At 72.9% G+C, this 25,964-nt stretch carries 24 protein-coding genes and 1 pseudogene; 14 read left to right on the forward strand and 11 right to left on the reverse strand.

What is annotated here, in order from left to right; genetic code table 11:
- Nucleotides 1-158 precede the first annotated feature (158 nt).
- Nucleotides 159-1,568, forward strand: coding sequence for a DNA repair protein RadA (gene radA / locus K7854_RS32295; protein ID WP_226030111.1), 1,410 nt, complete (start codon nt 159-161; stop codon nt 1,566-1,568).
- 81 nt (nt 1,569-1,649) lie between these two features.
- Nucleotides 1,650-2,774, forward strand: coding sequence for a DNA integrity scanning diadenylate cyclase DisA (gene disA / locus K7854_RS32300; protein WP_226030112.1), 1,125 nt, complete (start codon nt 1,650-1,652; stop codon nt 2,772-2,774).
- Between the two features lie 11 nt (nt 2,775-2,785).
- On the opposite strand, the gene K7854_RS32305 is transcribed toward disA, so the two are convergent.
- Complete coding sequence (locus tag K7854_RS32305; RefSeq protein ID WP_226030113.1) at nt 2,786-3,622, reverse strand: hypothetical protein; 837 nt, start codon at nt 3,620-3,622, stop codon at nt 2,786-2,788.
- Nucleotides 3,623-3,796: 174 nt separating this feature from the next.
- On the opposite strand from K7854_RS32305, the gene K7854_RS32310 reads away from it, so the two are divergent.
- Complete coding sequence (locus K7854_RS32310; protein WP_226030114.1) at nt 3,797-4,450, forward strand: phosphatase PAP2 family protein; 654 nt, start codon at nt 3,797-3,799, stop codon at nt 4,448-4,450.
- A gap of 18 nt (nt 4,451-4,468) precedes the next feature.
- Here the strand turns inward: K7854_RS32310 and K7854_RS32315 are convergent, their stop codons facing one another.
- Together K7854_RS32315 and K7854_RS32320 are read right to left on the reverse strand one after the other, a co-directional pair.
- Entirely contained in the window at nt 4,469-5,140 is a 672-nt protein-coding gene (locus K7854_RS32315) for a response regulator transcription factor (RefSeq protein WP_226030115.1), read from the reverse strand.
- Nucleotides 5,137-6,705, reverse strand: a complete 1,569-nt coding sequence (locus tag K7854_RS32320) for a sensor histidine kinase (protein WP_226030116.1) — start codon at nt 6,703-6,705, stop codon at nt 5,137-5,139. The genes K7854_RS32315 and K7854_RS32320 overlap by 4 nt, the downstream gene beginning before the upstream one ends.
- Nucleotides 6,706-7,217: 512 nt before the next feature.
- On the opposite strand from K7854_RS32320, the gene K7854_RS32325 reads away from it, so the two are divergent.
- From K7854_RS32325 to cseC, 5 genes are all read left to right on the forward strand, one after another.
- Nucleotides 7,218-8,144, forward strand: a complete 927-nt coding sequence (locus K7854_RS32325; protein WP_226030117.1) for an HhH-GPD family protein — start codon at nt 7,218-7,220, stop codon at nt 8,142-8,144.
- A 299-nt stretch (nt 8,145-8,443) separates the two neighbouring features.
- Nucleotides 8,444-8,977 carry a SigE family RNA polymerase sigma factor gene (locus K7854_RS32330; RefSeq protein WP_003975479.1) on the forward strand — a complete coding sequence of 178 codons (534 nt, stop codon included), beginning with the start codon at nt 8,444-8,446 and terminating at the stop codon, nt 8,975-8,977.
- Entirely contained in the window at nt 8,965-9,648 is a 684-nt protein-coding gene (locus K7854_RS32335) for a hypothetical protein (protein ID WP_226030118.1), read from the forward strand. The genes K7854_RS32330 and K7854_RS32335 overlap by 13 nt, the downstream gene beginning before the upstream one ends.
- A gap of 128 nt (nt 9,649-9,776) precedes the next feature.
- Entirely contained in the window at nt 9,777-10,481 is a 705-nt protein-coding gene (gene cseB / locus K7854_RS32340) for a two-component system response regulator CseB (RefSeq protein ID WP_226030119.1), read from the forward strand.
- Between the two features lie 16 nt (nt 10,482-10,497).
- A complete protein-coding gene (gene cseC / locus K7854_RS32345) occupies nt 10,498-11,943 on the forward strand; it encodes a two-component system sensor histidine kinase CseC (protein WP_226030120.1) in 1,446 nt (481 codons plus the stop codon).
- An 83-nt stretch (nt 11,944-12,026) separates the two neighbouring features.
- Here cseC and K7854_RS32350 read toward each other — a convergent pair whose 3' ends face one another.
- From K7854_RS32350 to K7854_RS32365, 4 genes are all read right to left on the reverse strand, one after another.
- Entirely contained in the window at nt 12,027-12,860 is an 834-nt protein-coding gene (locus tag K7854_RS32350; RefSeq protein ID WP_226030121.1) for an aminoglycoside phosphotransferase/kinase family protein, read from the reverse strand.
- A gap of 83 nt (nt 12,861-12,943) precedes the next feature.
- The gene (locus K7854_RS32355; protein ID WP_226030122.1) at nt 12,944-13,390 is read right to left on the reverse strand and encodes a VOC family protein; all 447 of its coding nucleotides are present in this window, start codon (nt 13,388-13,390) and stop codon (nt 12,944-12,946) included.
- A gap of 49 nt (nt 13,391-13,439) precedes the next feature.
- Nucleotides 13,440-13,871, reverse strand: coding sequence for a helix-turn-helix transcriptional regulator (locus tag K7854_RS32360; RefSeq protein WP_226030123.1), 432 nt, complete (start codon nt 13,869-13,871; stop codon nt 13,440-13,442).
- A 61-nt stretch (nt 13,872-13,932) separates the two neighbouring features.
- A complete protein-coding gene (locus tag K7854_RS32365) occupies nt 13,933-14,385 on the reverse strand; it encodes an Lrp/AsnC family transcriptional regulator (RefSeq protein WP_226030124.1) in 453 nt (150 codons plus the stop codon).
- A 117-nt stretch (nt 14,386-14,502) separates the two neighbouring features.
- Here K7854_RS32365 and K7854_RS32370 point away from each other — a divergent pair, with 117 nt between their 5' ends.
- Nucleotides 14,503-15,123, forward strand: a complete 621-nt coding sequence (locus K7854_RS32370; protein ID WP_226030139.1) for a LysE family translocator — start codon at nt 14,503-14,505, stop codon at nt 15,121-15,123.
- Between the two features lie 31 nt (nt 15,124-15,154).
- Nucleotides 15,155-15,607: a hypothetical protein gene (locus K7854_RS32375; RefSeq protein WP_226030125.1), complete on the forward strand. Its 453-nt coding sequence runs from the start codon at nt 15,155-15,157 to the stop codon at nt 15,605-15,607.
- 32 nt (nt 15,608-15,639) lie between these two features.
- Here the strand turns inward: K7854_RS32375 and K7854_RS32380 are convergent, their stop codons facing one another.
- Together K7854_RS32380 and K7854_RS32385 are read right to left on the reverse strand one after the other, a co-directional pair.
- Nucleotides 15,640-15,831, reverse strand: coding sequence for a DUF397 domain-containing protein (locus K7854_RS32380; protein WP_226030126.1), 192 nt, complete (start codon nt 15,829-15,831; stop codon nt 15,640-15,642).
- Nucleotides 15,797-16,639, reverse strand: a complete 843-nt coding sequence (locus K7854_RS32385) for a helix-turn-helix domain-containing protein (RefSeq protein WP_226030127.1) — start codon at nt 16,637-16,639, stop codon at nt 15,797-15,799. Before K7854_RS32385 ends, K7854_RS32380 begins: the two co-directional genes overlap by 35 nt.
- Before the next feature lie 166 nt (nt 16,640-16,805).
- Between K7854_RS32385 and K7854_RS32390 the strand changes: the two are divergent.
- Nucleotides 16,806-17,159 (forward strand): annotated as a pseudogene (locus tag K7854_RS32390) (ATP-binding protein); the annotation flags it as partial.
- 71 nt (nt 17,160-17,230) lie between these two features.
- Here K7854_RS32390 and K7854_RS32395 read toward each other — a convergent pair.
- Entirely contained in the window at nt 17,231-18,829 is a 1,599-nt protein-coding gene (locus K7854_RS32395; protein ID WP_226030128.1) for an MDR family MFS transporter, read from the reverse strand.
- Between the two features lie 147 nt (nt 18,830-18,976).
- Here K7854_RS32395 and K7854_RS32400 point away from each other — a divergent pair, with 147 nt between their 5' ends.
- Nucleotides 18,977-19,585: a TetR/AcrR family transcriptional regulator gene (locus tag K7854_RS32400; RefSeq protein ID WP_226030129.1), complete on the forward strand. Its 609-nt coding sequence runs from the start codon at nt 18,977-18,979 to the stop codon at nt 19,583-19,585.
- Here the strand turns inward: K7854_RS32400 and K7854_RS32405 are convergent, their stop codons facing one another.
- On the reverse strand, nt 19,586-20,272 hold the full coding sequence (locus K7854_RS32405) for a M23 family metallopeptidase (protein WP_226030130.1): 687 nt from the start codon (nt 20,270-20,272) through the stop codon (nt 19,586-19,588).
- A gap of 398 nt (nt 20,273-20,670) precedes the next feature.
- Here K7854_RS32405 and K7854_RS32410 point away from each other — a divergent pair, with 398 nt between their 5' ends.
- On the forward strand, nt 20,671-23,247 hold the full coding sequence (locus tag K7854_RS32410) for an NACHT domain-containing protein (RefSeq protein ID WP_226030131.1): 2,577 nt from the start codon (nt 20,671-20,673) through the stop codon (nt 23,245-23,247).
- 23 nt (nt 23,248-23,270) lie between these two features.
- Nucleotides 23,271-25,856 (forward strand): NACHT domain-containing protein, encoded by a 2,586-nt coding sequence (locus K7854_RS32415; protein ID WP_226030132.1) that lies wholly within the window; start codon nt 23,271-23,273, stop codon nt 25,854-25,856.
- Nucleotides 25,857-25,964: the final 108 nt, after the last annotated feature.

Below are 25,964 nucleotides of genomic sequence, written 5' to 3' on the forward strand. Positions count from 1 at the left end.
GGAGCTGCGGGCAGTCGTGCCGCTGGGGCGGCACGGGTGGGCGCAGCGGCACCCCGCAACGCCGGGCTGCGCTCCCCACCCCGCGGTCACACCCCGCGCCGGGTCGCATTCGACGGGGGCGAGGGTCCGCTGTCAGTGGGGGCGGTTACGGTTCGTGCATGGCTGCCCGTACGAAGTCCGGCAAGGAACGGCCGTCCTACCGCTGCACCGAGTGCGGCTGGCAGACGGCCAAGTGGCTCGGCCGCTGCCCCGAATGCCAGGCATGGGGCACGGTCGAGGAGTACGGCGCGCCCGCCGTGCGTACGACCACCCCGGGGCGCGTGACCACCTCCGCGGTGCCGATCGGGCAGGTCGACGGCCGGCAGGCGACCGCCCGTTCCACCGGTGTGCCCGAGCTGGACCGGGTGCTCGGGGGCGGGCTGGTGCCCGGGGCCGTGGTGCTGGTCGCCGGTGAGCCGGGCGTCGGGAAGTCCACGCTGCTGCTGGACGTGGCGGCCAAGTCCGCGAGCGACGAGCACCGGACGCTGTACGTCACCGGTGAGGAGTCGGCCAGTCAGGTGCGGCTGCGGGCCGACCGGATCCATGCCATCGACGACCATCTGTATCTCGCCGCCGAGACGGATCTCGCGGCGGTGCTCGGGCATCTGGACGCCGTGAAGCCGTCGCTGTTGATCCTGGACTCCGTGCAGACCGTCGCCTCGCCCGAGATCGACGGCGCCCCGGGCGGCATGGCGCAGGTGCGGGAGGTGGCGGGGGCGCTGATCCGGGCCTCCAAGGAGCGTGGCATGTCCACGCTGCTGGTGGGACACGTCACCAAGGACGGGGCCATCGCCGGCCCGCGGTTGCTCGAGCACCTCGTGGACGTCGTGCTGCATTTCGAGGGCGACCGGCATGCGCGGCTGCGGCTGGTGCGGGGGGTGAAGAACCGGTACGGGACGACCGATGAGGTCGGCTGCTTCGAGCTGCACGACGAGGGGATCACGGGGCTCGCCGATCCCAGTGGGCTGTTCCTCACCCGGCGGGCCGAGCCGGTGCCCGGGACCTGTCTGACCGTCACCCTGGAGGGGCGCCGGCCGCTGGTCGCCGAGGTGCAGGCGCTGACCGTGGACTCGCAGATTCCGTCGCCGCGGCGTACGACCTCGGGGCTGGAGACCTCGCGGGTGTCGATGATGCTGGCCGTGCTGGAGCAGCGCGGGCGCATCAGTGCGCTGGGCAAGAGGGACATCTACAGTGCGACGGTGGGGGGTGTGAAGCTCTCCGAGCCGGCCGCCGATCTCGCGGTCGCGCTGGCCTTGGCGAGTGCGGCCAGTGACACTCCGCTGCCCAAGAACCTCGTCGCGATCGGTGAAGTGGGACTCGCGGGAGAGGTGAGGCGGGTCACGGGAGTGCAGCGCAGGCTCTCCGAGGCGCACCGGCTGGGCTTCACGCACGCCCTGGTACCGGCCGATCCGGGCCGGGTCCCCGACGGTATGAAGGTGCTGGAAGTCGCGGACATGGGGGACGCCCTGCGGGTGCTTCCGCGCTCGCGTCGGCGAGAGGCCCCACGGGATGAGGAGCAGCGCCGGTAGACTTTGCCCTGGTCTCGCCCGTCCGTACGGCCGAATGTGCGACAGGGGAGCGCCAGAAGAACCTGCGACCGGAGGAGTGCAGTGGCAGCCAACGACCGGGCAGCAGCTCCCGGAAAGTCCGGTGGGAGTGCCGGTGCCGATGGTCTGATGCGCGCCTCACTGAGCGCCGTGGCGCCCGGCACGTCCCTGCGCGACGGCCTGGAGCGGGTGCTGCGCGGCAACACCGGCGGTCTGATCGTGCTGGGTTCCGACAAGACCGTCGAGCAGATGTGCACGGGCGGTTTCGTGCTGGACGTCGAGTTCACCGCGACCCGGCTGCGGGAGCTGTGCAAGCTCGACGGCGGCATCGTGCTGTCGTCCGACCTGTCGAAGATCCTGCGGGCGGGGGTGCAGCTGCTTCCGGATCCGACCATTCCGACGGAGGAGACCGGTACCCGGCACCGCACTGCCGACCGGGTCAGCAAGCAGGTCGGTTTTCCCGTGGTGTCGGTTTCGCAGTCGATGCGGCTGATCGCGTTGTACGTGGACGGGCAGCGGCGGGTGCTGGAGGATTCGGCCGCGATCCTGTCCCGGGCCAATCAGGCGCTGGCGACCCTGGAGCGGTACAAGCTGCGGCTCGACGAGGTCGCGGGCACGCTGTCGGCCCTGGAGATCGAGGACCTGGTGACGGTGCGGGACGTCTCGGCGGTCGCGCAGCGGCTGGAGATGGTGCGCCGGATCGCCACCGAGATCGCCGAGTACGTGGTGGAGCTGGGGACGGACGGGCGGCTGCTCGCCCTGCAGTTGGACGAGTTGATCGCCGGGGTGGAGCCGGAGCGCGAGCTGGTCGTGCGGGACTACGTGCCCGAGCCGACCGCGAAGCGGTCCCGCACGGTCGAGGAGGCGCTCGCCGAGCTGGACAAGCTCAGCCATGCCGAGCTGCTGGAACTGTCCACGGTGGCGCGGGCGTTGGGGTACACCGGGTCGCCCGAGACGCTGGACTCGGCGGTGTCGCCGCGCGGGTTCCGGCTGCTGGCCAAGGTGCCGCGGCTGCCGGGCGCGATCATCGACCGGCTGGTGGAGCACTTCGGCGGACTGCAGAAGCTGCTCGCCGCCAGTGTCGACGACCTCCAGACGGTGGACGGCGTCGGCGAGGCGCGGGCGCGCAGTGTCCGGGAGGGGCTGTCGCGGCTGGCCGAGTCGTCGATCCTGGAGCGTTACGTCTGACCTGCGGGGTGTCAGTCGTTCTTGAGGACGAAGGACGTCTGCACCTTCTCGAAGCCGGGTGCCTTGGCCTCCACCAGGTAGGTGCCCGCCTTGGCGGAGCCCGCGGGCGGCGTCCCGCACTCGGGGGCGCTGGGCTTGCGGTCCCACTTGACGGTGTAGGTGATGTTGCTGCCGGCCGCCACCCGGTAGCGCAGGCTGCCCGCGCCCTCAACGCAGTCGTCCGAGGCCCAGTAGGCGTCGTCGCCGTCGGCCGGGGTGATGGTGAACACCGCGTGCTCCGGGCCGAGATCGACCTTGCAGTCGCTGCCGGAGGTGTTGCGCGCGGTCAGTTCGAAGGCGGGGGTCTGCCCGGGCGAGTAGCTGTTGCGGACGCTGCGCAGGCTCAGCTTCACGTCGCCCGGGGCGCAGTTGGGCAGGGCCGAGCCGGCCGGCAGCGCGTCGCCCGTGCCGACGCCCGTCACCGAACCGCCGCCCGCGGACCCCTCGCCGCCGCCCGAGCCGTCGCCGCCGGACTCACCACCGCCGGAGCCGGATCCCGTACCCGAGCCGTCGCCGCCCGAAGTCGAGCCGGAACCCGAGCCGTTGGAGTCCCCGCTTCCCGACTCGTCGCGTCCGCCCGGGGCCTGGCTGATCGCCGGGCCGGAGCCCGAGGGACCCGGAGTGATGGACGGTGCCGGGTTCTTGCCGTCGGCCCCGTCCTTGCGGCCGTCGCCGCCGTCGCCGCCGCCGGAGACCACGATCCAGGTGATCAATAGCGCCAACAGGGCGAAAAGCGACAGCAGTACGGCCCTCCGTCGCCAGTAGATGGAGGAGGGAAGCGGCCCGACCGGATTGCGCAGAGATCCCACGGCGCAAACTGTACGAGAGATCGGCGCGTTCCCTTGTCACACCCGCCGTTGAGACCCGCAACTTTTACGGATCATCATCCCGGAGACCGGTCCCCGCCCCTGCCGATCGTCAGGAGAACCACGTGTCGATCGCAGGGTGTGACCGTATCGGGCGTCCGCCTACCGTCCGTGAGCATGACTTTCACAGATGACGAGCTGTACCGCGACATCACCGGCTTCGCCGGGGACAGCCCGGGGTGGGTGCGCGGGACGATGGAGGTGTGGACCGAGGCGGGGCTCCTGGTCTTCGGCGCGCTGTTCGTCCTGGCGTGGTGGCGCGCGCGGCGCGGTGACACCCGGGCGTTCGCCATAGCGGTCCTTGCACCTCTGGCCACGGCTTTGGCCTATGTGTGCAGTGAGCTGCTCAAGTCCGGCTTCACGGAGGAACGTCCCTGCCGGGCGGTCTCCGGAGCGGCGGCCTCCCTGGTGGAGTGTCCGCCGACCGGCGACTGGTCCTTCCCCAGCAACCACGCGACGATCGCGGGGGCTTCGGCCGTCGCCCTGCTGCTGGTCCGGCGCGCGCTGGTGCTGCTGACGGCGCCGCTCGCGCTGTTGATGGCCTTCTCCCGGGTCTTCGTCGGCGTCCACTACCCGCACGACGTCGCCGCCGGTCTGCTGCTGGGCGCCGTCGTCGCCGTGCTGGCCGTGCGGCTGGGCACGGGCGCGGTGACGCGGCTGGCCGGGGCGATGCGGGGGTCCGAGGCGGCCCTGGCCCGGTGGTTGAGCGGGCCAGGACCGGCCGCCGTCGTCCCCGCGGCCCCGTACGTCCCCTCGCACCGGCGCCGTTGACCTGCCCGCGGTCCTCGCTCAGACGTCCGTCTCGACCAGGCCCGCCTCGTACGCGACGATCGCCGCCTGTACCCGGTTGCGCACCTCAAGCCGGTCCAGGACCGCGCTGACGTACGCCTTCACGGTGCCCTCGACCAGGTGCAGCCGGGCGGCGATCTCCGGGTTGGACAGGCCCGCCCCCACCAGGCCGAGGACCTCGCGCTCCCGGGGGCTCAGCCGTCCCACCCGCAGCCGGGCGCGCTCCTCGCGGGCGAGGCGGCCGCCGCCGGCGCCCCTGCCGAGGTCCTCGACGACGTAGCGGGCGACCTTCGGGGAGAGGAAGGCGGCTCCCTCGGCGACGGCCCGTACCCCGGCCATCAGTTCGTAGGGGTCACCGGACTTGAGCAGGAAGCCGGTGGCACCGGCGGACAGGGCGCGGCTGACGTAGGCCTGTTCGGAGAAGGTGGTGAGCATGGCGACCGCGGTCCGCGGGGTGGCCCGCCGGATCTCGGCCGCCGCGGCGATGCCGTCCAGGCGGGGCATGCGGATGTCCAGCAGGGCCACGTCGGGGCGGTGCGCCAGGGCCAGTTCGACCGCCTCGCGGCCGTCGCCCGCCTCGGCGACGACCTCGCTCTCGCCGCCGCTCGCCAGGATGGCGCGCACCCCGGCCCGCACCATCGCCTCGTCGTCGGCCAGCAGGACCCGGATCACCGCGCGGTCCCCTCGTCGTCCCCGAGCCGTCCGGCGCCGGGCACGACGTCCTTGGCGACCAGGCTCCCCCGCGCGTCGAAGCAGAGGCGGAAGTGGTCGACGGAGACGAGGAGTTCGCCGCCGGCCCGGTAGTAGCGGCAGTCGGCGCCCTTCGGCGGCGCCGGGGCGCGGTCGGTCGGCGGGTCGTGGGCCTCCCGGTCCGGCAGCACGGCGGCGACCTCGTCGTACGGCGTGCCCGGGCGCAGTTGCGCGTAGGCGCTCGGGGTGAGCACCGAGTGGGTCTCGGTGTACGCGTACCAGGCGAACGCCGCGCCGACCAGGACGAGTCCCGCACCGGCCGCGGCGCCCAGACCGAGGGCGACCCGGCGGCGGGCCCGGGTGAACGGGGCGGCGGGCGCGAGCGGGGCGGCCGGGGCGTCGGGAGCGGCCTGGGGGACGGCTCCGGGCCGGTCGGCCGGGACGTACGCGCGGACGCGGAAACCCGCCCCGTGCGGGCCCGCCCGGAAGTCGCCGCCGACCGAGGCCACGGCGGCGCGCAGCCCCAGCAGGCCGGTGCCGCCGCCCGCCGAGCGGGAACCGGGCCCGGTGGGCCGGTCGTTGGTGACGGTGACCGTCGTGCCGGACGGCTGCCCGGCGACCGCCACGACGACGGGGGCGCCCGGCGCGTGCCGGGCCGCGTTGGTCAGCGCCTCGCGCACGATGCGGTGCAGCAGCCGGTCGCCGAGGGAGCCGGGTTCCGGGCGGAGGGGCGCGGTGTTCCGGGGCTCCCAGCGCACGGGGAGCCCCGACTCGGCGGCCCGGGCGACGAGTTCCTCGACGCTCTCGCCCGCCGGGGCGAGCGGGACGGGCTCGTCGTCCTCGCGCAGGACGCCGATGATGCGGTGCAGGTGGTCGGTGGCGTCGGCGGCCGCGGCCCGCAGGTCCGCCGCGGCGGCCCGATGCTCGGCGGCGAGCCCGGGGGCGACCTGGAGGGCACCCGCGCGCAGGGCGAGCAGGCTCAGCTCGTGGCCCAGCGAGTCGTGCATGTCCTGGGCGATGCGGGACCGTTCGCGCAGTCTGGCCCGCTCCTCGGCGTGCCGCTGCCGCTCCTCCAGCCGGGCCGCCCTGAGCCAGCCGGCCTCGGCGAGCACCCGGCTCTGCCGCCAGTAGCGTCCGACCAGCCAGGGGAAGACGCTGCCGAAGAGCAGGGTGCCGGTCAGCACGAAAGCCTCGGGCGCCGGGTCCGCGCCGGCCAGCACGATGCGCGCGGCGCCCGCGGCAGCGACGCCCGTGAAGGCGGCGAGGGCCGGGTGCGGCCGCGGCATGCGCAGGCCGAGCAGCAGGGCGAGGACGCCGAGGGCGGGGCCGTAGGAGACGCTGAACAGGGCGGGTGCGGTGGCCAGTCCGAGCCCGGCGGTCAGGGCGTACGCGACGAGCGGCTGCCGCCGGGCGACGGCGACGGCGGCGGCGAGCACCGCCAGACCGGCCAGTTGCTGCCACGGCGGGCGCGGTTCGTTCATGCCGAGGCGGTCCGCGGTGAGCGCGGGCAGCGCGAGCGCGCCCCAGAGGAGGACCCCTTTCCCCAACCGCGCACCGATCCGCTCCGGAAACGCTCCCGGGGGTCCTCCCCCAAGCCCTCCCCCGGGTCCGGCCTCACGGGGTGCGGCCTCGCGGGGTCCGGCCTGGCCGGGGGCGGCCTCGCCGGGGGCGGGGTCGTCGAGGGCCGTCCCGGTGGGCGCGAGGTCGTCGAGGGCAGACCCGGCGGCGGCCGGGGCGTCGAAGGCAGACCCGGTAGGCGCAGGATCGACGAAGGCAGACCCGGTGGCCGCCCGGACGCCGGAGGCAGACCTGGCGGCGGTCGGATCGCCGAAGGCAGACCCGGTGGGCGCGGGATCGACGGAGGCTGGCCCGGTGGCGGCCGGATCGACGGAGGCAGACCCGGTGGCGGTCGGGGCGTCGGTCGGGCGGGTGGGGCGCATGGCGTCGACGCTACAAGCGGGGGTGCCGCGCGCGCCCCTGGCGATCGTCAGGTGTTCCGGTCGCCACCGGGTGGCGGTGTTCCCGTGCGGCGGTCCTCCCGTGGCAGGATCGGAGGGTCATGACTGCGCCCACGAAGCCCTCGCCAGGCGGACCCTCCGACCCCGCCGCGTCCGGTGTGCCGCTGCACGCCCCCGTCATCGACTGGTTCGACGAGCACGCCCGCGATCTGCCGTGGCGGCGCCCCGAGGCCGGTGCCTGGGGCGTGATGGTCAGCGAGTTCATGCTCCAACAGACCCCGGTCAGCCGCGTCCAGCCCGTGTACGAGCAGTGGCTGGCCCGCTGGCCGCGCCCCGCCGACCTCGCCGCCGAGGCGCCCGGCGAGGCCGTGCGCGCCTGGGGGCGGCTCGGCTACCCGCGCCGTGCCCTGCGGCTGCACGGCGCCGCCGCGGCCATAACGGAACGGCACGGCGGTGACGTACCCGCCGACCACGCCCAGCTGCTGGCGCTGCCCGGCATCGGCGAGTACACGGCCGCGGCGGTCGCCTCTTTCGCCTACGGCCAGCGGCACGCCGTACTGGACACCAACGTCCGCCGGGTCCTCGCCCGCGCGGTCACCGGCGTGCAGTACCCGCCGAACGCCACCACCGCCGCCGAGCGAAAGCTGGCCCGGGCGCTGCTGCCCGACGAGGAGGCGAGCGCCGCCCGCTGGGCCGCCGCCTCGATGGAGCTGGGCGCGCTGGTCTGCACCGCGAAGAACGAGTCCTGCCACCGCTGCCCGATCGCGGCCCGGTGCGCCTGGCGGCTGGCCGGCAAGCCCGCCCACGACGGTCCGCCGCGGCGCGGGCAGACGTACGCGGGCACCGACCGGCAGGTGCGCGGGCGGCTGCTCGCCGTGCTGCGGGACGCGGCCGGGCCGGTGCCGCAGGCGGCCCTCGACCAGGTGTGGCAGGAGCCGGTCCAGCGGGCCCGCGCCCTGGACGGGCTGGTCGCCGACGGTCTGGTGGAGCCGCTGGCGGACGGGTTGTACCGGCTGCCGCTGAGCTGACGCGCGACGGCTGCCGCCGAGCTGATGCACGGCGGCTTCCATGGCCTCTCTGTGACGAAACCCGTATCGGGCGAATCGCCCGATGTCCCCATCAAGTGGTACGGCGGTTTGCCCGGTTCGTCCTTCCGTTACACAACCGACGGACAGCCGAGGGTTTGCCGCAGGCTGCTTCGCACAGCGCCGTGACAACGCTTCCCTACCTTCGTTTCTGTGCCCGCGGGGCATGGCACGACAACAGACCACAGGCAGTGGACCGGCGATGACCACGCCGGGGTACGGGGATCGGAAGGGCGGTTGACATGGGCGAGGTGCTCGAGTTCGAGGAGTACGTCCGCACCCGGCAGGACGCGCTGCTGCGCAGCGCCAGGCGCCTGGTCCCCGACCCCGTCGACGCCCAGGACCTGCTGCAGACCGCGCTGGCGCGGACGTACGGGCGCTGGGAGACCATCGAGGACAAGCGGCTCGCGGACGCCTACCTGCGCCGGGTGATGATCAACACCCGGACCGAGTGGTGGCGGGCGCGGAAGCTGGAGGAGGTGCCGACCGAGCAGCTCCCCGAGTCCCCCATGGACGACGCCACCGAGCAGCACGCGGACCGCGCCCTGCTGATGGACGTCCTCAAGGTGCTCGCCCCGAAGCAGCGCAGCGTCGTGGTGCTGCGACACTGGGAGCAGATGTCAACGGAGGAGACCGCCGCCGCCCTCGGCATGTCGGCGGGAACGGTCAAGAGCACGCTGCACCGGGCGCTCGCCCGGCTCCGCGAGGAGCTGGTCGCCCGCGATCTGGACGCACGGGCGCTGGAGCGTGAGGAGCGGGAGCGTTGCGCGGCCTGACCGACGGTCGGACACCCGGGGGGACCCGGAGAACGACGCAGGCGGCGAGTACGGCGGTGGCCGCGCTCGTCGCCCTCGGCGTTTCCCTGGCCGGCTGCGGGACCGGCGGCACCGGCGCCCGGGACGAGGGGCCGGCCCACGCGGACACGGTGGGCGGCGCGGCCCCGTCGTCCCCCGCACCGGCGGCGAAGGCGTCCCCCTCGCCCTCGAAGGTCCCCGACCGGGTGGACGCGGTACGGCTCGTCAAGGCCGACCCCAAGGTGTCCCCGGAGGTCAAGCGCGAGCTGAAGCCGTGCGTCGCCGACGAGTACCCCGTCGACGTGTCGTACGGGAAGCTGACGGACGGCTCGGCCGACGACGTCGTCGTCAACGTGCTGACGTGCGGTGACGCGGTGGGTGTGGGCAGTTACGTGTACCGCGAGGAGGACGGCGCGTACCAGAATGTGTTCAAGGCCGAGGAGCCTCCGGTCTACGCGGAGATCGACCGCGGCGACCTGGTGGTGACGAAGCAGGTGTACGACAAGGGCGACCCGGTGTCGAGTCCGTCCGGCGAGAACGTGATCACGTACCGCTGGGCGTCCGACCGGTTCTCCGAGGAGTACCGCACCCACAACGACTACAGCAAGGCCGCGGGGAACGCGCCCACCCCGGCTCCGGAGCCGGACGCCTGAACCGCTCCCGAGCGGCGGCGGCGTGAACCGATCGGGCCGTTCGTACCGATGACGGGGTGACGGCGCCGTAGGCGATCCGGCGACCGGCCCGTTCGACCGACCACACCCTGAGGACTGAGAGCACCGGGATGGCAGACCAGACCCACGTCCTGTTCGTCGAGGACGACGACGTCATCCGCGAGGCCACCCAGCTCGCCCTGGAGCGGGACGGCTTCGCGGTCACCGCGATGCCCGACGGGCTCTCGGGCCTGGAGTCCTTCCGGGCCGACCGCCCCGACATCGCCCTGCTCGACGTCATGCTCCCCGGCCTCGACGGCGTCAGCCTGTGCCGCCGCATCCGGGACGAGTCCACGGTGCCGGTGATCATGCTGTCGGCGCGGGCGGACTCCATCGACGTGGTGCTCGGCCTGGAGGCGGGCGCCGACGACTACGTCACCAAGCCGTTCGACGGGGCGGTGCTGGTCGCCCGGATCCGGGCGGTGCTGCGCCGCTTCGGGCACGCCGGCGGCGGCGACCGGGCCGAGGCGGCCGGGGCCGCGGACACCGGGGGCGTGCTCACCTTCGGCGACCTGGAGGTGGACACCGACGGCATGGAGGTGCACCGGGCCGGGCGGCCGGTGGCGCTCACCCCGACCGAGATGCGGCTGCTGCTCGAGTTCTCCTCCGCACCGGGCACCGTGCTCTCCCGCGACAAGCTGCTGGAGCGGGTGTGGGACTACGGCTGGGGCGGGGACACCCGGGTCGTCGACGTGCATGTGCAGCGGCTGCGCACCAAGATCGGCCAGGACCGGATCGAGACGGTCCGCGGCTTCGGCTACAAGTTGAAGGCCTGAGCGGGGATACAGGGATATGCGGGGGTTCTTCCGACCACGCCGGAGCGTCTCGCCACCGGGACAGCCGTACGACCGCACGGCGCCCGGGGGTCGGGCGCGCGGTATCGGGGTGCGCGGGCTGCGGGCCCGCGGTATCCGCACCGGGCTGCGCTGGAAGCTGAGCGCGGCCATCGCGCTGGTCGGCGCGCTGGTCGCGGTCGCGCTGAGCCTGGTCGTGCACAACGCCGCCCGGGTGTCGATGCTGGACAACGCCCGCGACCTCGCCGACGACCGGGTCCTGATCGCCCAGCGCAACTACGAGCTGTCCGGGCGGCAGAACTTCCCGAACGCCCAGATCGACGACCCCGACCTGCCGCCCGAGCTGCGCCGCAAGGTCGAGGCGGGCCGCCGGGCCACGTACGTCGCCGAGCGGCCGAACGGGGTGACGGACATCTGGGCGGCGGTGCCGCTCAAGGACGGGCACGTGATGTCCCTGCACTCCGGTTTCACCGACCGCAGCGCGGACATCCTCAGCGACCTGGACCAGGCCCTGGTGATCGGTTCCATCGCGGTCGTCCTCGGCGGCAGCGCGCTGGGCGTGCTCATCGGCGGTCAGTTGTCACGCCGGCTGCGCAAGGCGGCGGCCGCCGCCAACCAGGTGGCCAACGGCGAGGCCGAGGTCCGGGTCCGGGAGGCCATCGGCGGCGTCGTGCGGGACGAGACGGACGACGTGGCACGCGCCGTGGACGCGATGGCGGACGCCTTGCAGAAGCGCATCGAGGCCGAGCGTCGGGTCACCGCGGACATCGCGCACGAGCTGCGCACCCCGGTGACCGGACTGCTCACCGCCGCCGAGCTGCTGCCGCCGGGCCGGCCGACCGAGCTGGTCCTCGACCGGGCGAAGGCGATGCGCACCCTGGTCGAGGACGTCCTGGAGGTGGCGCGGCTCGACGGGGCCTCGGAGCGGGCCGAGCTGCAGGACATCATGCTGGGCGACTTCGTGACCCGGCGGGTGGCGGCCAAGGACCCGGCCGTCGAGGTGCGGGTGATCCACGAGTCGGAGGTCACCACCGACCCGCGCCGTCTGGAGCGCGTGCTGTTCAACCTGCTCGCCAACGCCGCCCGGCACGGCCGCTCGCCCGTCGAGGTCAGCGTCGAGGGCCGGGTGATCCGGGTCCGCGACCACGGGCCGGGCTTCCCCGAGGACCTGCTGGCGGAGGGCCCGAGCCGGTTCCGCACCGGCAGCACGGACCGGGCCGGCCGCGGGCACGGGCTCGGACTCACCATCGCCGCGGGCCAGGCCCGGGTCCTGGGCGCCCGGCTCACCTTCCGCAACGTACGCCCGGCCGGTGCCCCCGCGCACATACCGGCCGAGGGCGCGGTCGCCGTCCTGTGGCTCCCGGAACACGCCCCGACCAACACGGGCAGCTACCCGATGCTCCCGGACCGGACGAACGAGAGCGCCTCGTCGCCGTCCCGGTAGGTCTCCCGGGAGACGCCCGGCAGGTGTCCCGGGGACGCCCCGGAGGCGGTGACGCCCGCTCGGCGGCGACCACCGCCCCGCGGTCACATCCGGTCGAGCGCGGCACGGACCCGGTCGAGTCCCTCGGTCCTCCAGTGGTCCCGGTCGGGCATCTGGTCGTCCCGGCGCCAGCGCCAGGCGGAGAACATCGCCCAGTTCAGCGCGCGGCACCGGTGGATCAGTGCGGGATCGGCACCGGCGTAGTGCTCCGCCGCTTCCTCGGGGCCATGCGCGAGGTCGAATTCGACCGGCCCGCGGCAGCAGGTGGCGAGGTCGACGAAGAGCGGGCCGTGGCGGGTGTTGAGGAGGTTTCCCGGGTGCGGCTCGCCGTGCAGGAGCTGGTCGCGTGCTCTGTCGGCGCCGATCTCGGCACTGAGGCCGCTGAGTGTGCCGTGGAGGAATCTCCGGCCGGCGTCGGACAGCTCGGGAGACTGCTCCCGGTCGTCCACCGCTGCCAGCGCCCGGGCCACCCGATCGGTGACGTGCGGTGCGGTCACGTCGATCCGGCGCAGGGCAGTGTGGTGCCGCATGAGCGCGTCCGCGTAGTCGGCCGGCACGACCTCCGGCCCCGCCGGTTCGTAGTAGGTCCAGAGCGAGACGGCGAAGGAGTCCCGCACCTGGACCCGGGGGTCGGCCCGGGGGTCCAGCGCGCCCACCGGTGCATCGGCGTCGGTGAGCCGGTGAGCGACCTCCACTTCGAAGACCGAGTCGGGCAGCTGCGCCGAAGGCGCGACCCGGGCGAGGACGTCACAGGGCAGCAGGCGCAGCACCACGCGGTCGGAGTTGTGGACGACGACCACCTCGTCGGCCTGGAGGCCCTGCTCCGAAGCGACCGTCCGCCCGGCCTCGACCGCGCGGCGGAGATCGTCTGGCTCCACACCGTCCTCCTCCGTGGGATCGGTGCTCATGGTCCCGGCGCGGAGCCGCCCCGGTCGAGTGGTTTTGCTCCCAGGCCCGCCCCCTAGCAGGCGAAGTCCTGGTCCATGTCGAGGCCGCCCTCGCGGGGCTGGGTGAAGGAGAACCAGTTGCCGGAGTCGTCGCGGAAGAGGGCCTCCGTGCCGTACGGGCGCTCCTGGGGCTCCTGGAGGAACTCGACTCCGCGGTCCTTGAGCTTCTTGTAGTCGCCGTGGATGTCGTCGGTGGTCAGGACGCCGGCGCCGAGGGCACCCTTGGCCACCAGCTTCCTGATCATCTCGGCGGACTCGGGGTCCATCGCGGGGCCGCTGGGGAGCATCAGCGTCAGCTCGACGTCGGGCTGGTTCGGGGAGCCGACCGTGAGCCAGCGCATGCCGCCCTCGCCCATGGTCATGTCGGTGCGGACCTCCAGGCCCAGCTTCTGGGTGTAGAACTCCTTGGCCCGGTCCTGGTCGAGGACCCAGACGGTCGAGATGGCGAGACCCTTGATCATGGCGTGCTCCCGTGTTTCCGCAGTTCCGCGGTGGTTTCCGCTTGCTCTGTCACGGTAGGTGGCGGCGGTCTCCGTCCGCTTCTCCGGAATTGCGGCGCACCCCGCCCGCCCAGTGCATGACGTAGCAGCCCGGGATGAGGGCGGTGCCCCGGCCCACGTGCTTGGTGCGGTACTCGCTCGGGGTCAGACCGGTGCGCGCCTTGAACCGGGTGGAGAAGGTGCCCAGGCTGCTGAAGCCGACCAGGTGGCAGATCTCGGTGACGGACAGACTGGCGGTGCGCAGCATGTCCTCGGCGCGCTCGATGCGGCGCCGGGTGAGGTACTGGCCGGGGGTCTCGCCGTACGCCTCCTTGAAGGCGCGCAGGAAGTGGTACCGCGAGTACCCGGCGTGCGCGGCCACCGCGTCGAGGTCGAGTGCCGGGTCCGCCCAGTCGCGGTCCATGGCGTCCTTCGCCAGCCGCAACTGCCGCAGCTTGTCCATACGCCGATGGTGGCACGGGGCACTGACATCGGCCGGACGCCCGGACGCCGGACGCCGGGCGTCACAGGGGCAGGGGGCGGGCCTCGACCAGGTTGGCCATGACCAGGGTGGAGCTGAGGCGCTGGACGCCGGGGAGGGAGGCGAGGCGATCGTCGTAGAGCCGGCGGTACGCCTCCAGGTCGCTGGTGACGACGCGCAGCAGGTAGTCGGGGTCGCCGAACAGCCGCTGGGCCTGGAGGACGTGCGGGATCTCGGCGACGGCCGTCTCGAAGGCGGCGACGGTCTGCCGGTCCTCGTAGCGCATGGTGACGAAGACCAGCGCCTCGAAGCCCAGACCGAGCGCGGGGGCGTTCAGCGCGGCGTGGTAGCCGGTGATCGCCCCGGAGCGTTCCAGGGCGCGCAGGCGCCGGTGGCACGGGGAGACGCTGAGGCGGACCCGCTCGGCGAGTTCGGTCAGGGTCTGTCGGCCGTCCCGCTGCAGCTCGGCAAGGATTTTCCGGTCCACGTCGTCCATGGGGGAAATTCTTCCACCGGCGAGACCCCGGCGGGGAAATCTTGAAAGCACCTTTCGGGCAATCTTGCCTAATCTGCCCCGGAGAGCCGGAAGAAGGGTGAGGTGGAGACGGTGGAGATGGCCGGCATCGGGGCGTTCTGGTCGGTGTCCTTCCTGCTGGTGCTGGTCCCGGGGGCGGACTGGGCCTACGCGATCACGGCGGGACTGCGCCACCGGTCGGTGCTGCCCGCCGTCGGCGGCATGCTGGGCGGTTACGTCCTGCTGACCGCCGTGGTCGCCGCCGGTCTGGCGACGGCGGTCGCCGGTTCGCCGACGGTGCTGACCGTGCTGACGGCAGCGGGTGCGGCGTATCTGATCTGGCTCGGCGCCACGACCCTGGCCCGCCCGGCGGCGGCGCCCCGGGCCGAGGACGGCGACGAGCAGGACGGCTCCGGCTCGTGGGTGGGGCGTGCGGTCCGCGGCCTTGGCATCAGCGGGCTCAATCCCAAGGCGCTGCTACTGTTCCTCGCCCTGCTGCCGCAGTTCGCCGCCCGGGACGCCGATTGGCCCTTCGCCGCGCAGATCGTCGCCCTCGGCCTGGTGCACACGGCCAACTGCGCCGTGGTCTACACGGGCGTCGGCACCACGGCACGCCGGATCCTGGGCGCCCGCCCGGCCGTCGCCACGGCGGTGTCCCGCCTCTCGGGCGCGGCGATGATCCTCGTCGGCGCCCTGCTGCTGGCGGAGCGGCTGGTCTAGCCCCGGGGGCGTGCCCCTAGCCTGTGGCGCCATGGGCATACGCATCGAGGCAGAGGTCAGTTTCCCCGCCAACGACGAGGTGGAGCGGGTGCTGGGGATGGCCGAGACGGTCGGTGAGCCGGTCACGGTCACGTTCGCGTGGGAGGGAGGGCGGCCCCTGCTGCACGGGGTGCTGGTCCCCGCGGCGACGCTGGCGCTCTGGGAGCACTGGGCCCCCACCGCCTACCCGGCGGGCGACCGGGCGGAGGGGCCCGAGCTGGCGCACCCCGAGGAGTTCGGCCCCTTCACGTTCTTCCGCCGTCGCGTCGGCGGACGTACGGCGGTGGCCCGCGACGGCGTGGTGGTCGCGGAACTGCTCGACCCCGCGGAGGCGCACTGGCTGGAGGAGCAGGCCCGCAATGTCCGCCAGGGCTTCATGGACCCCAAGCAGAAGGCGGCGTTCGAGGAGTTCCTCGCCCGGCAGGCGGAACGGGGTGAGCAGTAGCGGGCGATGCGGTGCGGTGCGGTGCGGTGCGCTTACCGCAGGCCGTCGACGAAGGACTGCCAGGCACCGGCCCCGACGGTAACGACCGGACCGGCCGGGTTCTTGCTGTCCCGGACGGGGACGGCGCCGGTGGGGCAGTTGTCGGCGACCTCGACGCAGTCTCCGCCGTTGGGCCCGCTGTAACTGGACTTACGCCACTGGGTCTCGCTCGGTCCGGTCTGCATAGCGTTCCTCCATTACGCGGGCGATCAGCGTCGCCGAGTCCTTCACGGAGAGGGCGTCCGCTTGCAAGTGAGCGTAATTGAGGCTGGCCTCTTTGATGGTCTCCGGGTTGGCCGTCATGTGGCCGGACATCATGTCCTCGGTATAGAAGACGTCCGGGTGGTCCTCGAAGCGCAGGATGTTGAAGGCTCCGGCCAGACCCGGGTGTTCACCACTGGACAGCGGCAGCACCTGAATGCGCATCCAGCGATGGTTGGTGAACTCCAACAGGTGGGCCAGTTGGCGCCTCATCACGTCGTCGCCACCGACGGGCCGGTGCAGCACAGCCTCGTCCAGAATCACCAAGGCCACGGGGGGTTTCTCCCAGGCGAGGATGCGCTGGCGTTCCATTCGAGCGGCGAGCAAGCTGTCGAGCTGCCCTGGCTTACCCGTGGCCAACACCGCCCTCGCGTACTCCTCCGTCTGCAACAGCCCGTAGACCAGCTGTGCCTGGTACGTCGAGATGTACGCCGCCTTCGCCTCCATCTCCGCGTACGGCTGGAACCACGTGGGGAGTTGGCTGCGCAGCACCAGGCCGATCAGCCGGGAGAACAGACCGTCCGTGCCCAGCGCCGCGTCCACCCGCTCGGAGAAGTCCCGCGTCGGGACCTTCTTCGTGGTCTCGATCTGGCCGACCAGGGAGCCGGTGCAGAAGATGATGTCGCCGAGCTGGCCCTGTTTGAGGCCGTGCGCCTCGCGCTGGCGGCGCAGCTCCCAGCCGTAGTAGTCGAGCGGGGACGCGGTCGGGTCGAGGGACTGGACGTTGGCCACTGCGGCACCTCACTCCGGGGCTGCGGGACTACGGACGGCAACACCTCACGGCGTTCGTTTCATTGCGTAGTCGAGCGTACGCACCACGTCACAGAGTTGTGGCGTGAATCACGCAACCGGTCCGCAGGCGGCGGACATTGACAGCCAGTACCACGCCGAGTTCGCCATGGGCGCGCACTCGGCCCGCCATCTGCGCCGCGTGCTGCGGCTCTACCTCGTGCGCTCCGGGTTGGCCGAGGTGTCCGACGCCGCCGAGCTGGCGCTCACGGAGCTGGTCGCCAACGTCGTACGGCACGTGCCCGGACGGCGCGGCCGCGTGTGCTTCCTGCTGCGGCCGGGCGGGGTGCGCGTGGAGGTCGCCGACGGGTGCCCGGAACTGCCGGTTCCCGGGGCCGCCGACGCGCTGGGTGAGGGCGGGCGCGGGCTGGTGATCGTCGCCGCGGTGGCCGACCGGTGGGGCGTCACGCCGTACCCGGACGGGCGGGGCAAGACGGTGTGGTTCGAGTGCGTCGGCACAGCGGACGAGGAAGGCCCCCGGGCGGCCGAAGCCGTCCGGGGGCCTGGTGAGGGGGCAGGCGGGCCGCCGCGAGGTCAGACCGACTCGGCCACCGGTGCCTTCGCCGTGGCCGTGCCGTCGTCGCCGTCGGCCGGGGCGTCGGCCGCCTTCGGGCCCGCGCCCTTGAGCGGGACCTCCTTCACGAAGACCGCCGCGACCAGCGCGATGATCGCTACCACGGAGCCGAGCAGGAACGCGCCGTGCGTACCGGCGGACACCGCGTGCTGGTAGGCGTCGCGGACCGCCGCCGGGAGCGCCTTCAGCGCGTCCGCGGTGAGCGTCGCCGACTGCTCCGTCGCCTTGGCGCCCGATCCCGCGGCCCGCTCGGCCATGACGTCCTGGACGCGGTGGTTGAACAGGGCGCCCATGATCGCGACGCCGAAGGACGAGCCGAGGGTGCGGAAGAGGGTGGTGGAGGAGGACGCGACGCCCATGTCCTTCATCTCCACGCTGTTCTGCGCCACCAGCATGGTGATCTGCATCAGGCAGCCCATGCCGAGCCCGACGACGGCCATGTACAGGCCGGAGGTGAAGCGCGTGGTGTCGGTGTCCATGGTCGACAGCAGGAACAGGCCGACCGTCATGAACACACCGCCCGCCACCGGGAAGATCTTGTAGCGCCCGGTGTTGGTGGTGACCCGCCCGGCGACCATCGAGGTGACGAGCATCGCGCCCAGCATGGGCAGGAGCAGCAGTCCGGAGTTGGTGGCGGACGCGCCCTGCACCGCCTGCTGGTACAGCGGCAGGAAGAGGGTGGCGCCGAACATCACGAAGCCGACGATGAAGCCGATGACGGACATCAGCGTGAAGTTGCGGCTGCGGAAGATGTGCAGCGGCACGATCGGCTCCGCCGCCCGGGTCTGCCAGAACACGAACCCGATCAGCGCGGCCACGCCGATGCCGATCAGCTCCATGATCCGCGCGGAGGTCCAGGCGTACTCGGTGCCGCCCCAGGTGGTGACGAGCACGATGGAGGTGATGCCGATGGTCAGCAGCGCGGCGCCCAGGTAGTCGATCCGGGCCTCGCTGCGCTTCTTCGGCAGGTGCAGCACGGCGCTGATGGCGACCAGCGCGACCAGGCCGAGCGGCAGGTTGATGTAGAAGGACCAGCGCCAGCCCCAGTGGTCGGTGATGGTGCCGCCGACCAGCGGTCCGCCGATCATCGCCAGCGCCATGACGGCGGCCATCATGCCCTGGTACTTGCCGCGCTCCCTGGGCGGTATTAGGTCGCCGATGATGGCCATGACGCCGACCATCAGACCGCCGGCGCCCAGGCCCTGGATCGCGCGGAAGCCGATGAGCTGGCCCATGTCCTGGGCCATGCCGCTGAGCGCGGAGCCGACCAGGAAGATCACGATCGACGTCATGAACGAGCCCTTGCGCCCGTACATGTCGCCGAGCTTGCCCCAGAGCGGGGTGGCGGCCGCGGTCGCCAGGGTGTAGGCGGTGACGACCCAGGACAGGTGCTCCAGGCCGCCCAGCTCACCCACGATCGTCGGCATCGCGGTGCCGATGATCATGTTGTCGAGCATCGCGAGCATCATCGCGATCATGAGGGCGAGCAGGACGACCCGCACGCTCCTCGGCTGTTTCCCGGCGTCGGCCCCGGCCGCCGCCTCCGTCTTACCGGCCATCTCTCCTACTCCCCCAGCTACCGCTGTGCCACTTGCCACTTACTTGCCGCCCGGCAAGCTGTCTACACTGGGGAAGGTAGTAGCGTAACTAGCCGGGCGTCAAGTAAGTTTTTCGGAAAGTGCGCGGGGCAGGAGGTGCGTAGGAGGATGGGCGGCACAATGGACGGCACCAAGCAGCAGCGACGCCGCGGGGACACCCGCCAGCGCATCCAGGACGTGGCACTCGAGCTCTTCGCGGAGCAGGGGTACGAGAAGACCTCCCTGCGCGAGATCGCCGAGCGCCTGGACGTCACCAAGGCCGCGCTCTACTACCACTTCAAGACGAAGGAAGAGATCCTCGTCAGCATCTTCGAGGATCTCTCCCGGCCGCTGGAGGACCTGATCGCCTGGGGGCGGGAGCAGCCGCACACCCTGGAGACGAAGCAGGAGATCATCCGCCGCTACAGCCAGGCACTGGCCGGTGCGGCGCCGCTGTTCCGCTTCATGCAGGAGAACCAGGCGACGGTGCGGGACCTGCGCATCGGCGAGCTGTTCAAGACGCGGATGTTCGGCCTGCGCGACATCCTCATGGATCCCGAGGCGGACATGGTCGACCAGGTCCGCTGCATCACCGCGCTGTTCACGCTGCACGCCGGGATGTTCGTGCTCCGGGACCTCGAAGGCGACCCCGAGGAACAGCGTGCTGCCGTTCTCGAGGTCGCCATCGATCTGGTCACCCAGGCCCACCGGGGAGCGGCGGGCGGGCAGTCCCGCTGATCAGACGGTCACGCCCTTGGACTTCAGGAAGGCGACCGGGTCGACGGCCGAGCCGTAGTTCGGGGTCGTCCGGATCTCGAAGTGCAGGTGCGGACCGCTGGAGTTGCCGGTGTTGCCGGACTTGGCGATCGACTGGCCGGTCTTCACGACCTGGCCGATCTTCACGTTGATCTTGGACAGGTGCGCGTACTGGGAGTACGTGCCGTTGCCGTGCTTGATGACGATCGCGTTGCCGTAGGCGGGACCGTCACCGGCGCCGTTGCCGCCGGCCTTGACCACGGTGCCGCCGTGGGCGGCGACGACGTTGGTGCCGATCGGCACGGCGAAGTCCTGGCCGCTGTGCTTGTGCGCCCACATGCCGCCGTTCTGGGCGAAGCTGGCGCTCAGGGTGTACTTCTTGACCGGGTCGACCCAGGATGCGGCCTTCTTCTTGGTGGCCGTCTTCTTGGCGGTGACGGTCTTCTTGGCGCTCGCGGCGGCCTTCTCGGCCTTCGCCGCCTTGGCCTGCGCCGCGGCCTGGGCCTCTACGGCGCTCGCGGCGGCGTTGGTGCTGGAGGCCGCCGTGGTGCCGGTGGCGGCCGCGACCCCGGCTCCCAGTGCGACCGAGGCTCCGAGGCCGGCGGCCATCACCGCGGCGCGGGTGCGGATGGTCGTACGGGAAGAACGGGACGTGACACGCGGGAACATTCGAACCTCATGGGGACGGGTGCAGAGGAATGCCCACCTGCGGGACGCACCAGGCGCTCACCGGGCGGGCTCAACCTTGGTAACCCGCCGACCCCGAACCGCACAAAGGTGTGACCTACGACGCTATTTAGTACTTCAGCGTGAAACTTCATGACTCACACCAGAGCGGCCATTTTGGACAAAACCAGCTCAGAGCCCTGGAAACCCCTCCGCCATCCGCTCCGGTATGTCCGTTTTCGTAGTTCTTGTGGCGGCCACTATTCCCCGTAGTACACGGCAATCGGCCTGTGCGGCACATCACCGGCGGCCATGATCGAAGGGCCGGTGAATGTGACCCGGGCTACTCCCGTCCCGGCTAACCCACCCCCCGCACAAGGGGGTTCACCTAGGCTCGGAGCATGGTCGACGTCACAGCACTCGGGGCCCGGGTCGCCTCCAGCGCGGTCGCACCGCTCGTCCGCCGGCTCTTCGTCCGGGACGGGCCGGGAGCGGGCCTGGTGGACCGGCCGGTGCGGATATCGGCGCTGGTGTCCTTCCGGGGCGAGAAGCGGAGCGTCACGCCCAAGGACGTCGACAAGATCGCCTCGGAGCTGGTCCGCAGGGCGCTGAGCGCGGCAGGCCCCGGCGAGGCGCCCGTCGACGCCGCCGAGGCGACGGCCGTCAAGGACGCCCTGGCCCACACGCTCGCCCGGCTCGGCGAGATCACCGTCGAGGACTACGAGGCCGTCGGACTCGGCCCCGAGCGCTTCGCCCGCGAGCTGGGCGCGGGCGTGCCGCTGGCCCCGTACGGGCTCGGCGAGGGCGGCACGCTGCTGTACGAGCGGCTGCTGCACACCGCCTCGCTGCACATCCTGAACTTCCTCACCCAGCGCTCCACCTACGTGGCCCGCCGGCAGACCGTCCAGAGCCAGCAGCTGGCCCGGCTGGTGCAGGCCGTCGACGTCCTGCTGGAGCGGCTGCCGTCCCAGTCGGCCGAGGACGCCGGGTTCGAGGAGCGGTACGCGGACCACGTCGCCGCCCGGTACGGCACTCTCACCATCTACGGCCTGGACGCCGGGACCCGGGAGTGGCCGCTGGACACGGCGTACCTGAGCCTGGAGGCGACGCGGCCGGGACCGCGCGGCCCCGCCGGCGCCGGACCGCTCCGCCTCTCCGCCGAGCAGGTGCTCGCCGGCCACGACCAGGTGTTCCTGCGCGGCGTCGCCGGCTCCGGCAAGACCACCCTCGTGCAGTGGCTGGCGGTCACCGCCTCCAGCCGGGTCTACGACCACGGGATGCCCCACCTGATCGGGCGGGTGCCGTTCGTGCTGCCGATGCGCCGGATCGTGCGGCCGGGTGCCGAGCTGCCGCTGCCCGGGGACTTCCTCCGCGCGGTCGGCGCCCCCGTGGCGGGCGAGCAGCCGCCCGGCTGGGCCGAGCGCGTCCTGCGGGCCCAGCGCGGGGTCCTGCTGGTCGACGGCATCGACGAGATCGCGGACGACCGCCGTGCCGCCGTCCGCCGCTGGCTGCGCGAACTGGTCCGGGCCTTTCCGGGCAACCTGTGGCTGGTCACCTCGCGCCCCTCGGCCGTACCCCAGGACTGGCTCGCCGCCGAGGGCTTCCACGAACTGGACCTCGCCCGGATGGGGCGTACGGAGGTCGACACCTTCATACGGCGCTGGCACCGGGCCGCCGGTGCCGAGGAGTCGGTCGGCGAGGCGCTGCGCCAGTCCGTGCGCACCACCTCGGAACTGAACCGCCTCGCCACCAACCCCCTCATGTGCGGCATGCTGTGCGCCCTGCACCGGGACCGGCGCGGCTTCCTCCCGCAGGACCGCCGGTCCCTGTACGAGGCGGCGCTGACCATGCTCCTCGAACGCCGGGACCGCGAGCGGGAACTGCACTCCCCCGCCGGGGCCGCGCTGCCGTACGCGACCCAGGTGCAGCTGCTGCAGAAGCTGGCGTGGTGGCTGATCCGCAACGGCCGGGCGGAACTGGACCGCGGCGAGGCACTGCGGATCATCGGCCGCGCCCTGCCCGCGCTGAACCTGGCCGGGGTCGACGACCAGCAGGTCTACGACGCGCTGCTGCTGCGCTCCGGGCTGCTGCGCGAGCCCGCCGAGGGGCGGGTCGACTTCCTGCACCGCACCTTCCAGGACTACCTGGGCGCACGGCTGGCCGTGCAGGAGATGGACTTCGACCTGCTGGTCGACCACGCCCACCGGGACGAGTGGGAGGACGTGATCCTGCTCGCCCTCGCGCACGCCCGGCCCAAGGAGGCGGAGTACATGCTGCGCCGGCTGCTGGAGCCGGGCACCCCGCGCGCCACGCTGCTCGCGGCGGCCGGGCTGCGGTACGCGGCGGAGGTGGAGCCGGGGGTGCGCGAGCGGGTGGAGGAGGGGCTGGCGGCCCTCGTCCCGCCGGCCGGCCTGGAGGCGGCGGTCGAGGTCGCGCAGGCCGGGGGCGACCTGGTGCTGGGCATGCTGCCCGGCCCGGACGGCGTCGACGAGCCGACGGCGTACCTGACCGTGCAGACCGCGATCGAGGTCGGCACCGAGGCGGCGCTGCACTTCCTGAGCCGCTTCCGGGACCACCCCGCCGAGGACGTCCAGCGGGCCCTGGCCGGCGCCTGGGACCGCTTCGACCGGGCCAGGTACGCGCAGGAGATCCTCTCCCACCTGACCTACCAGTCCTACCTCGTGGTGCACACCCCCGAGGACCTGCGCACCCTCGTCCCGCTGGGCGGCTGGCGGCGCCTGACGATCCGCGGCTCCTACCGGGTCGAGGACCTGACCGCCCTGATCGTGCCCGAGCGGCTCACCCACCTGGCACTCGACGCACCGCACCCGGTCGAGGGGCTGTCCTGGCTGTCCGCCTTCCCCCGCCTGAGGTCCCTCTACGTGGGCACGGACGTGGACCGGTCCGTGGCCGGGCAGGTCCCGGCCTGGGTGGAGGAGTTCGAGACCCCGTCGTACGCAGAGCGCACCTACCTATAGGCCTTTAGGGGTAACCCACCTTCATGGATGCCGTCGTCCGCACGCCCTCCCGTCTCGCCGCGCCCCTCGTCCACCGGCTCTTCCGCGACCCCGCCCGGCCACCGGTGTTCTCCGAGCCGGTCCCCGGCCTCGTCACCTGGCGCGGCGCCAGGGCCACGGCCACGGCGGACGACGTCCACCGCACCGCCGCCGACCTGGTGCACCTCGCCGCCGAGCGGCACGCCGCGCCCACCGCCGAACTGGCCCCGGTCGTCGACGTCCTGGCCCGCACCCTGCTCGCCATCGCCGAGGTCGACGTCACCGACGCCGACGCCGTACGGCTGGGCCCGCAGGACTACGCGCGGCGGCTGCGGGGCGCGGTGCAGGGCGCCGACCGGGAGCTGTCGCCGGACGCGGCCTGGTTCCACGACGCGCTGCTGGTCTCGGTGTGCCTGCACGTCCTGCACCACCTGGTGCGGCGCTCCGCCTACCTCCAGCGGCAACTGCCGGGGCGGGCCAGCCGGATCGCCCAGCTGGTCGACCAGGGCGACGCCGAGGCGGCGGCCCGCCAGACCGAACGGCCCGACGAGGACGTGGCGTTCGAGACCGAGTACGCCCGGTGGGTCGCCCGGCGGCACGGCTGGCTGACCATCGTCGGCGTGGACTTCCCCAACGCGCCCGACCGTTGGCCGCTGGAGGAGACCTACCTGAGCCTGGAGGCGGAGGAACGCAGCGGCGGCGTGGCCGGCGCCGAGGACGAGCAGCGCACCGTGCTGCTCGCGGACCGCGCCCTGGTCGACCACGAACGGGTCCTGCTGCGCGGCGGCGCCGGCTCGGGCAAGACGACCCTGGTGCAGTGGCTGGCCGTGGCCGCCGCCCGCGAGGGCTCCCGGGTCCCCTTCGTGCTCCCGGTGCGCCGGTTCGCCCGCGAGGGCTTCCCGGCCCCGGACGACTTCCTGCACGCGGTCCGGCACCCGCTCGCCGACCGGGCTCCGGAGGGCTGGGTGGTGCGCACCCTGCTCGCGGGCCGGGCGCTGCTGCTGGTCGACGGCATCGACGAGGCGCCGGAGAAGACCCGCGGCGAGCTGCGCGACCGGCTCCGCCGGCTGCTGCGCGTCTTCTCCGGCAACGGCTGCCTGGTCACCTCCCGGCCCTCCGCGGTCTCGGACGGCTGGCTGTCGGGGGGCGGCCTCGCCGAGGAGGACTTCGTCGAGCTGTCGCTGGCGCCCATGTCACGGGACCAGGTGACCCGCTTCATCCGGGACTGGCACTCGGCGGCCCGCCTCGACGAGCAGACCCGCTCCCCCGGGCCGCGCGAGCGGGAGCGGGAGCGCCGCACGCTGGACGAGTACGAACAGCGGCTGCTGCACTCCGTACGGATCTACCGCGAGCTGCGCCAGCTCGCCACCAACCCCCTGATGTGCGGCCTGATCTGCGCCCTGAACCGCGACCGGGCGGGCTCCCTGCCCAGCGGCCGCAAGGAGCTGTACGACGCCGCCCTGGAGATGCTGCTCCAGCGCCGCGACCCCGAACGGGACGTGCTGTACGCCGACGACGTGCGGCTCCAGCAGAGCACCCGGGAACGGCTGTTGCAGAAGCTGGCCCACGCCATGCTGGAGCAGGACGCCTCCGAGCTGACCCGCGAGCGGGCGGTCGGCATCCTGGACGCCGCGCTGCCCGCGATGCCCGCCGCCCGCGCCCAGGGGGACGGCGCGACGATCTTCCGCCACCTGCTGCACCGCACCGGCCTGCTGCGCGAACGGTCGGGCGAGTCGGTCGACTTCGTCCACCGCACCTTCCAGGACTACCTGGCCGCCAAGGAGATCGTCGCCCGCGGCCGCTTCCCCACGCTGGTGGACCACGCCCACCAGTCCGAGTGGGAGGAGGTCATCCGCATGGCTGCCGCCCACGCCCGCCCCGAGGAGTGCGCCCAGTTCCTGGAACGGCTGCTGGCGCCCGCCCCCGGGCTGCGCCGCCCGCAGATCAACCACCGGCGGCTGATGGCCGCGGCCTGCCTGGACCACGTCACCGAACTCGATCCGGCCGTCCAGCGCCTCGTCCACGACCGCACCAAGAACCTGGTCCGCCCGACGACGGAGCTGGCCGCCCGGGGCCTCGGCTGGGTCGGCCCCATCGTCCTGGAACTGCTGCCCGACCCGGGCCAGGTCCCCGACGACCGGCAGGCCCTGCTGCTCGCCTGCACCGCGACCCGCGTCCAGGACGACGCCGCCATCGACTACCTGGTCCGGCTGCGCTCCCGGTCCGCGCTGCCGGTGCGCACCGAACTGGCCCGGGGCTGGCGGCACTTCGACACCGAGCGGTACGCCCAGGAGATCATCGCCCACCTGGACCCGGACGGCCTCTACTTCCCGGTCTCCGACACGGCCGAGCTGGCGGCCCTGCGGGAGCTGGGCGGGCGGCCGCGGATCCAGGTGGCCGGGGTGATGCGGGCCGAGGAGCTGCTGGCGGGACTGCTGACCGACCAGCTGACCCACCTGTGGCTGAACGCGGAGCTGCCCGACACGGACGTCTCGTGGCTCGCGGGCTTCCCCCGGCTGCGGGTGCTGCGGGTCAACCCCCGGCTGCCGCGGGTGCGGAACGTGCCGGACGGGGTGGAGATCACGGCGTAGGCGCGGAGGCGGAGGCGGGCACGGAGGCAGAGGTGCGCGCGGATGCGGACGTCGACGCGCAGGTCAGGGCGCTGACTACTGCTCAGTAACCCAATCGTTGCCGTACGG

Source organism: Streptomyces hyderabadensis (assembly GCF_020404845.1).
In the GTDB taxonomy this organism is placed as follows: Bacteria; Actinomycetota; Actinomycetes; order Streptomycetales; family Streptomycetaceae; genus Streptomyces; species Streptomyces hyderabadensis.

What these genes read in the sequence shown, in the direction of transcription:
- radA (WP_226030111.1), top strand. Translation starts at nt 159, where the DNA reads ATGGCTGCCCGTACGAAGTCCGGCAAGGAACGGCCGTCCTACCGCTGC.
- K7854_RS32310 (WP_226030114.1), top strand. Translation starts at nt 3,797, where the DNA reads ATGACTTTCACAGATGACGAGCTGTACCGCGACATCACCGGCTTCGCC.
- K7854_RS32325 (WP_226030117.1), top strand. Translation starts at nt 7,218, where the DNA reads ATGACTGCGCCCACGAAGCCCTCGCCAGGCGGACCCTCCGACCCCGCC.
- K7854_RS32330 (WP_003975479.1), top strand. Translation starts at nt 8,444, where the DNA reads ATGGGCGAGGTGCTCGAGTTCGAGGAGTACGTCCGCACCCGGCAGGAC.
- cseB (WP_226030119.1), top strand. Translation starts at nt 9,777, where the DNA reads ATGGCAGACCAGACCCACGTCCTGTTCGTCGAGGACGACGACGTCATC.
- cseC (WP_226030120.1), top strand. Translation starts at nt 10,498, where the DNA reads ATGCGGGGGTTCTTCCGACCACGCCGGAGCGTCTCGCCACCGGGACAG.
- K7854_RS32355 (WP_226030122.1), bottom strand. Translation starts at nt 13,390, where the DNA reads ATGATCAAGGGTCTCGCCATCTCGACCGTCTGGGTCCTCGACCAGGAC.
- K7854_RS32360 (WP_226030123.1), bottom strand. Translation starts at nt 13,871, where the DNA reads ATGGACAAGCTGCGGCAGTTGCGGCTGGCGAAGGACGCCATGGACCGC.
- K7854_RS32365 (WP_226030124.1), bottom strand. Translation starts at nt 14,385, where the DNA reads ATGGACGACGTGGACCGGAAAATCCTTGCCGAGCTGCAGCGGGACGGC.
- K7854_RS32370 (WP_226030139.1), top strand. Translation starts at nt 14,503, where the DNA reads ATGGCCGGCATCGGGGCGTTCTGGTCGGTGTCCTTCCTGCTGGTGCTG.
- K7854_RS32375 (WP_226030125.1), top strand. Translation starts at nt 15,155, where the DNA reads ATGGGCATACGCATCGAGGCAGAGGTCAGTTTCCCCGCCAACGACGAG.
- K7854_RS32380 (WP_226030126.1), bottom strand. Translation starts at nt 15,831, where the DNA reads ATGCAGACCGGACCGAGCGAGACCCAGTGGCGTAAGTCCAGTTACAGC.
- K7854_RS32395 (WP_226030128.1), bottom strand. Translation starts at nt 18,829, where the DNA reads ATGGCCGGTAAGACGGAGGCGGCGGCCGGGGCCGACGCCGGGAAACAG.
- K7854_RS32400 (WP_226030129.1), top strand. Translation starts at nt 18,977, where the DNA reads ATGGGCGGCACAATGGACGGCACCAAGCAGCAGCGACGCCGCGGGGAC.
- K7854_RS32405 (WP_226030130.1), bottom strand. Translation starts at nt 20,272, where the DNA reads ATGTTCCCGCGTGTCACGTCCCGTTCTTCCCGTACGACCATCCGCACC.
- K7854_RS32410 (WP_226030131.1), top strand. Translation starts at nt 20,671, where the DNA reads ATGGTCGACGTCACAGCACTCGGGGCCCGGGTCGCCTCCAGCGCGGTC.
- K7854_RS32415 (WP_226030132.1), top strand. Translation starts at nt 23,271, where the DNA reads ATGGATGCCGTCGTCCGCACGCCCTCCCGTCTCGCCGCGCCCCTCGTC.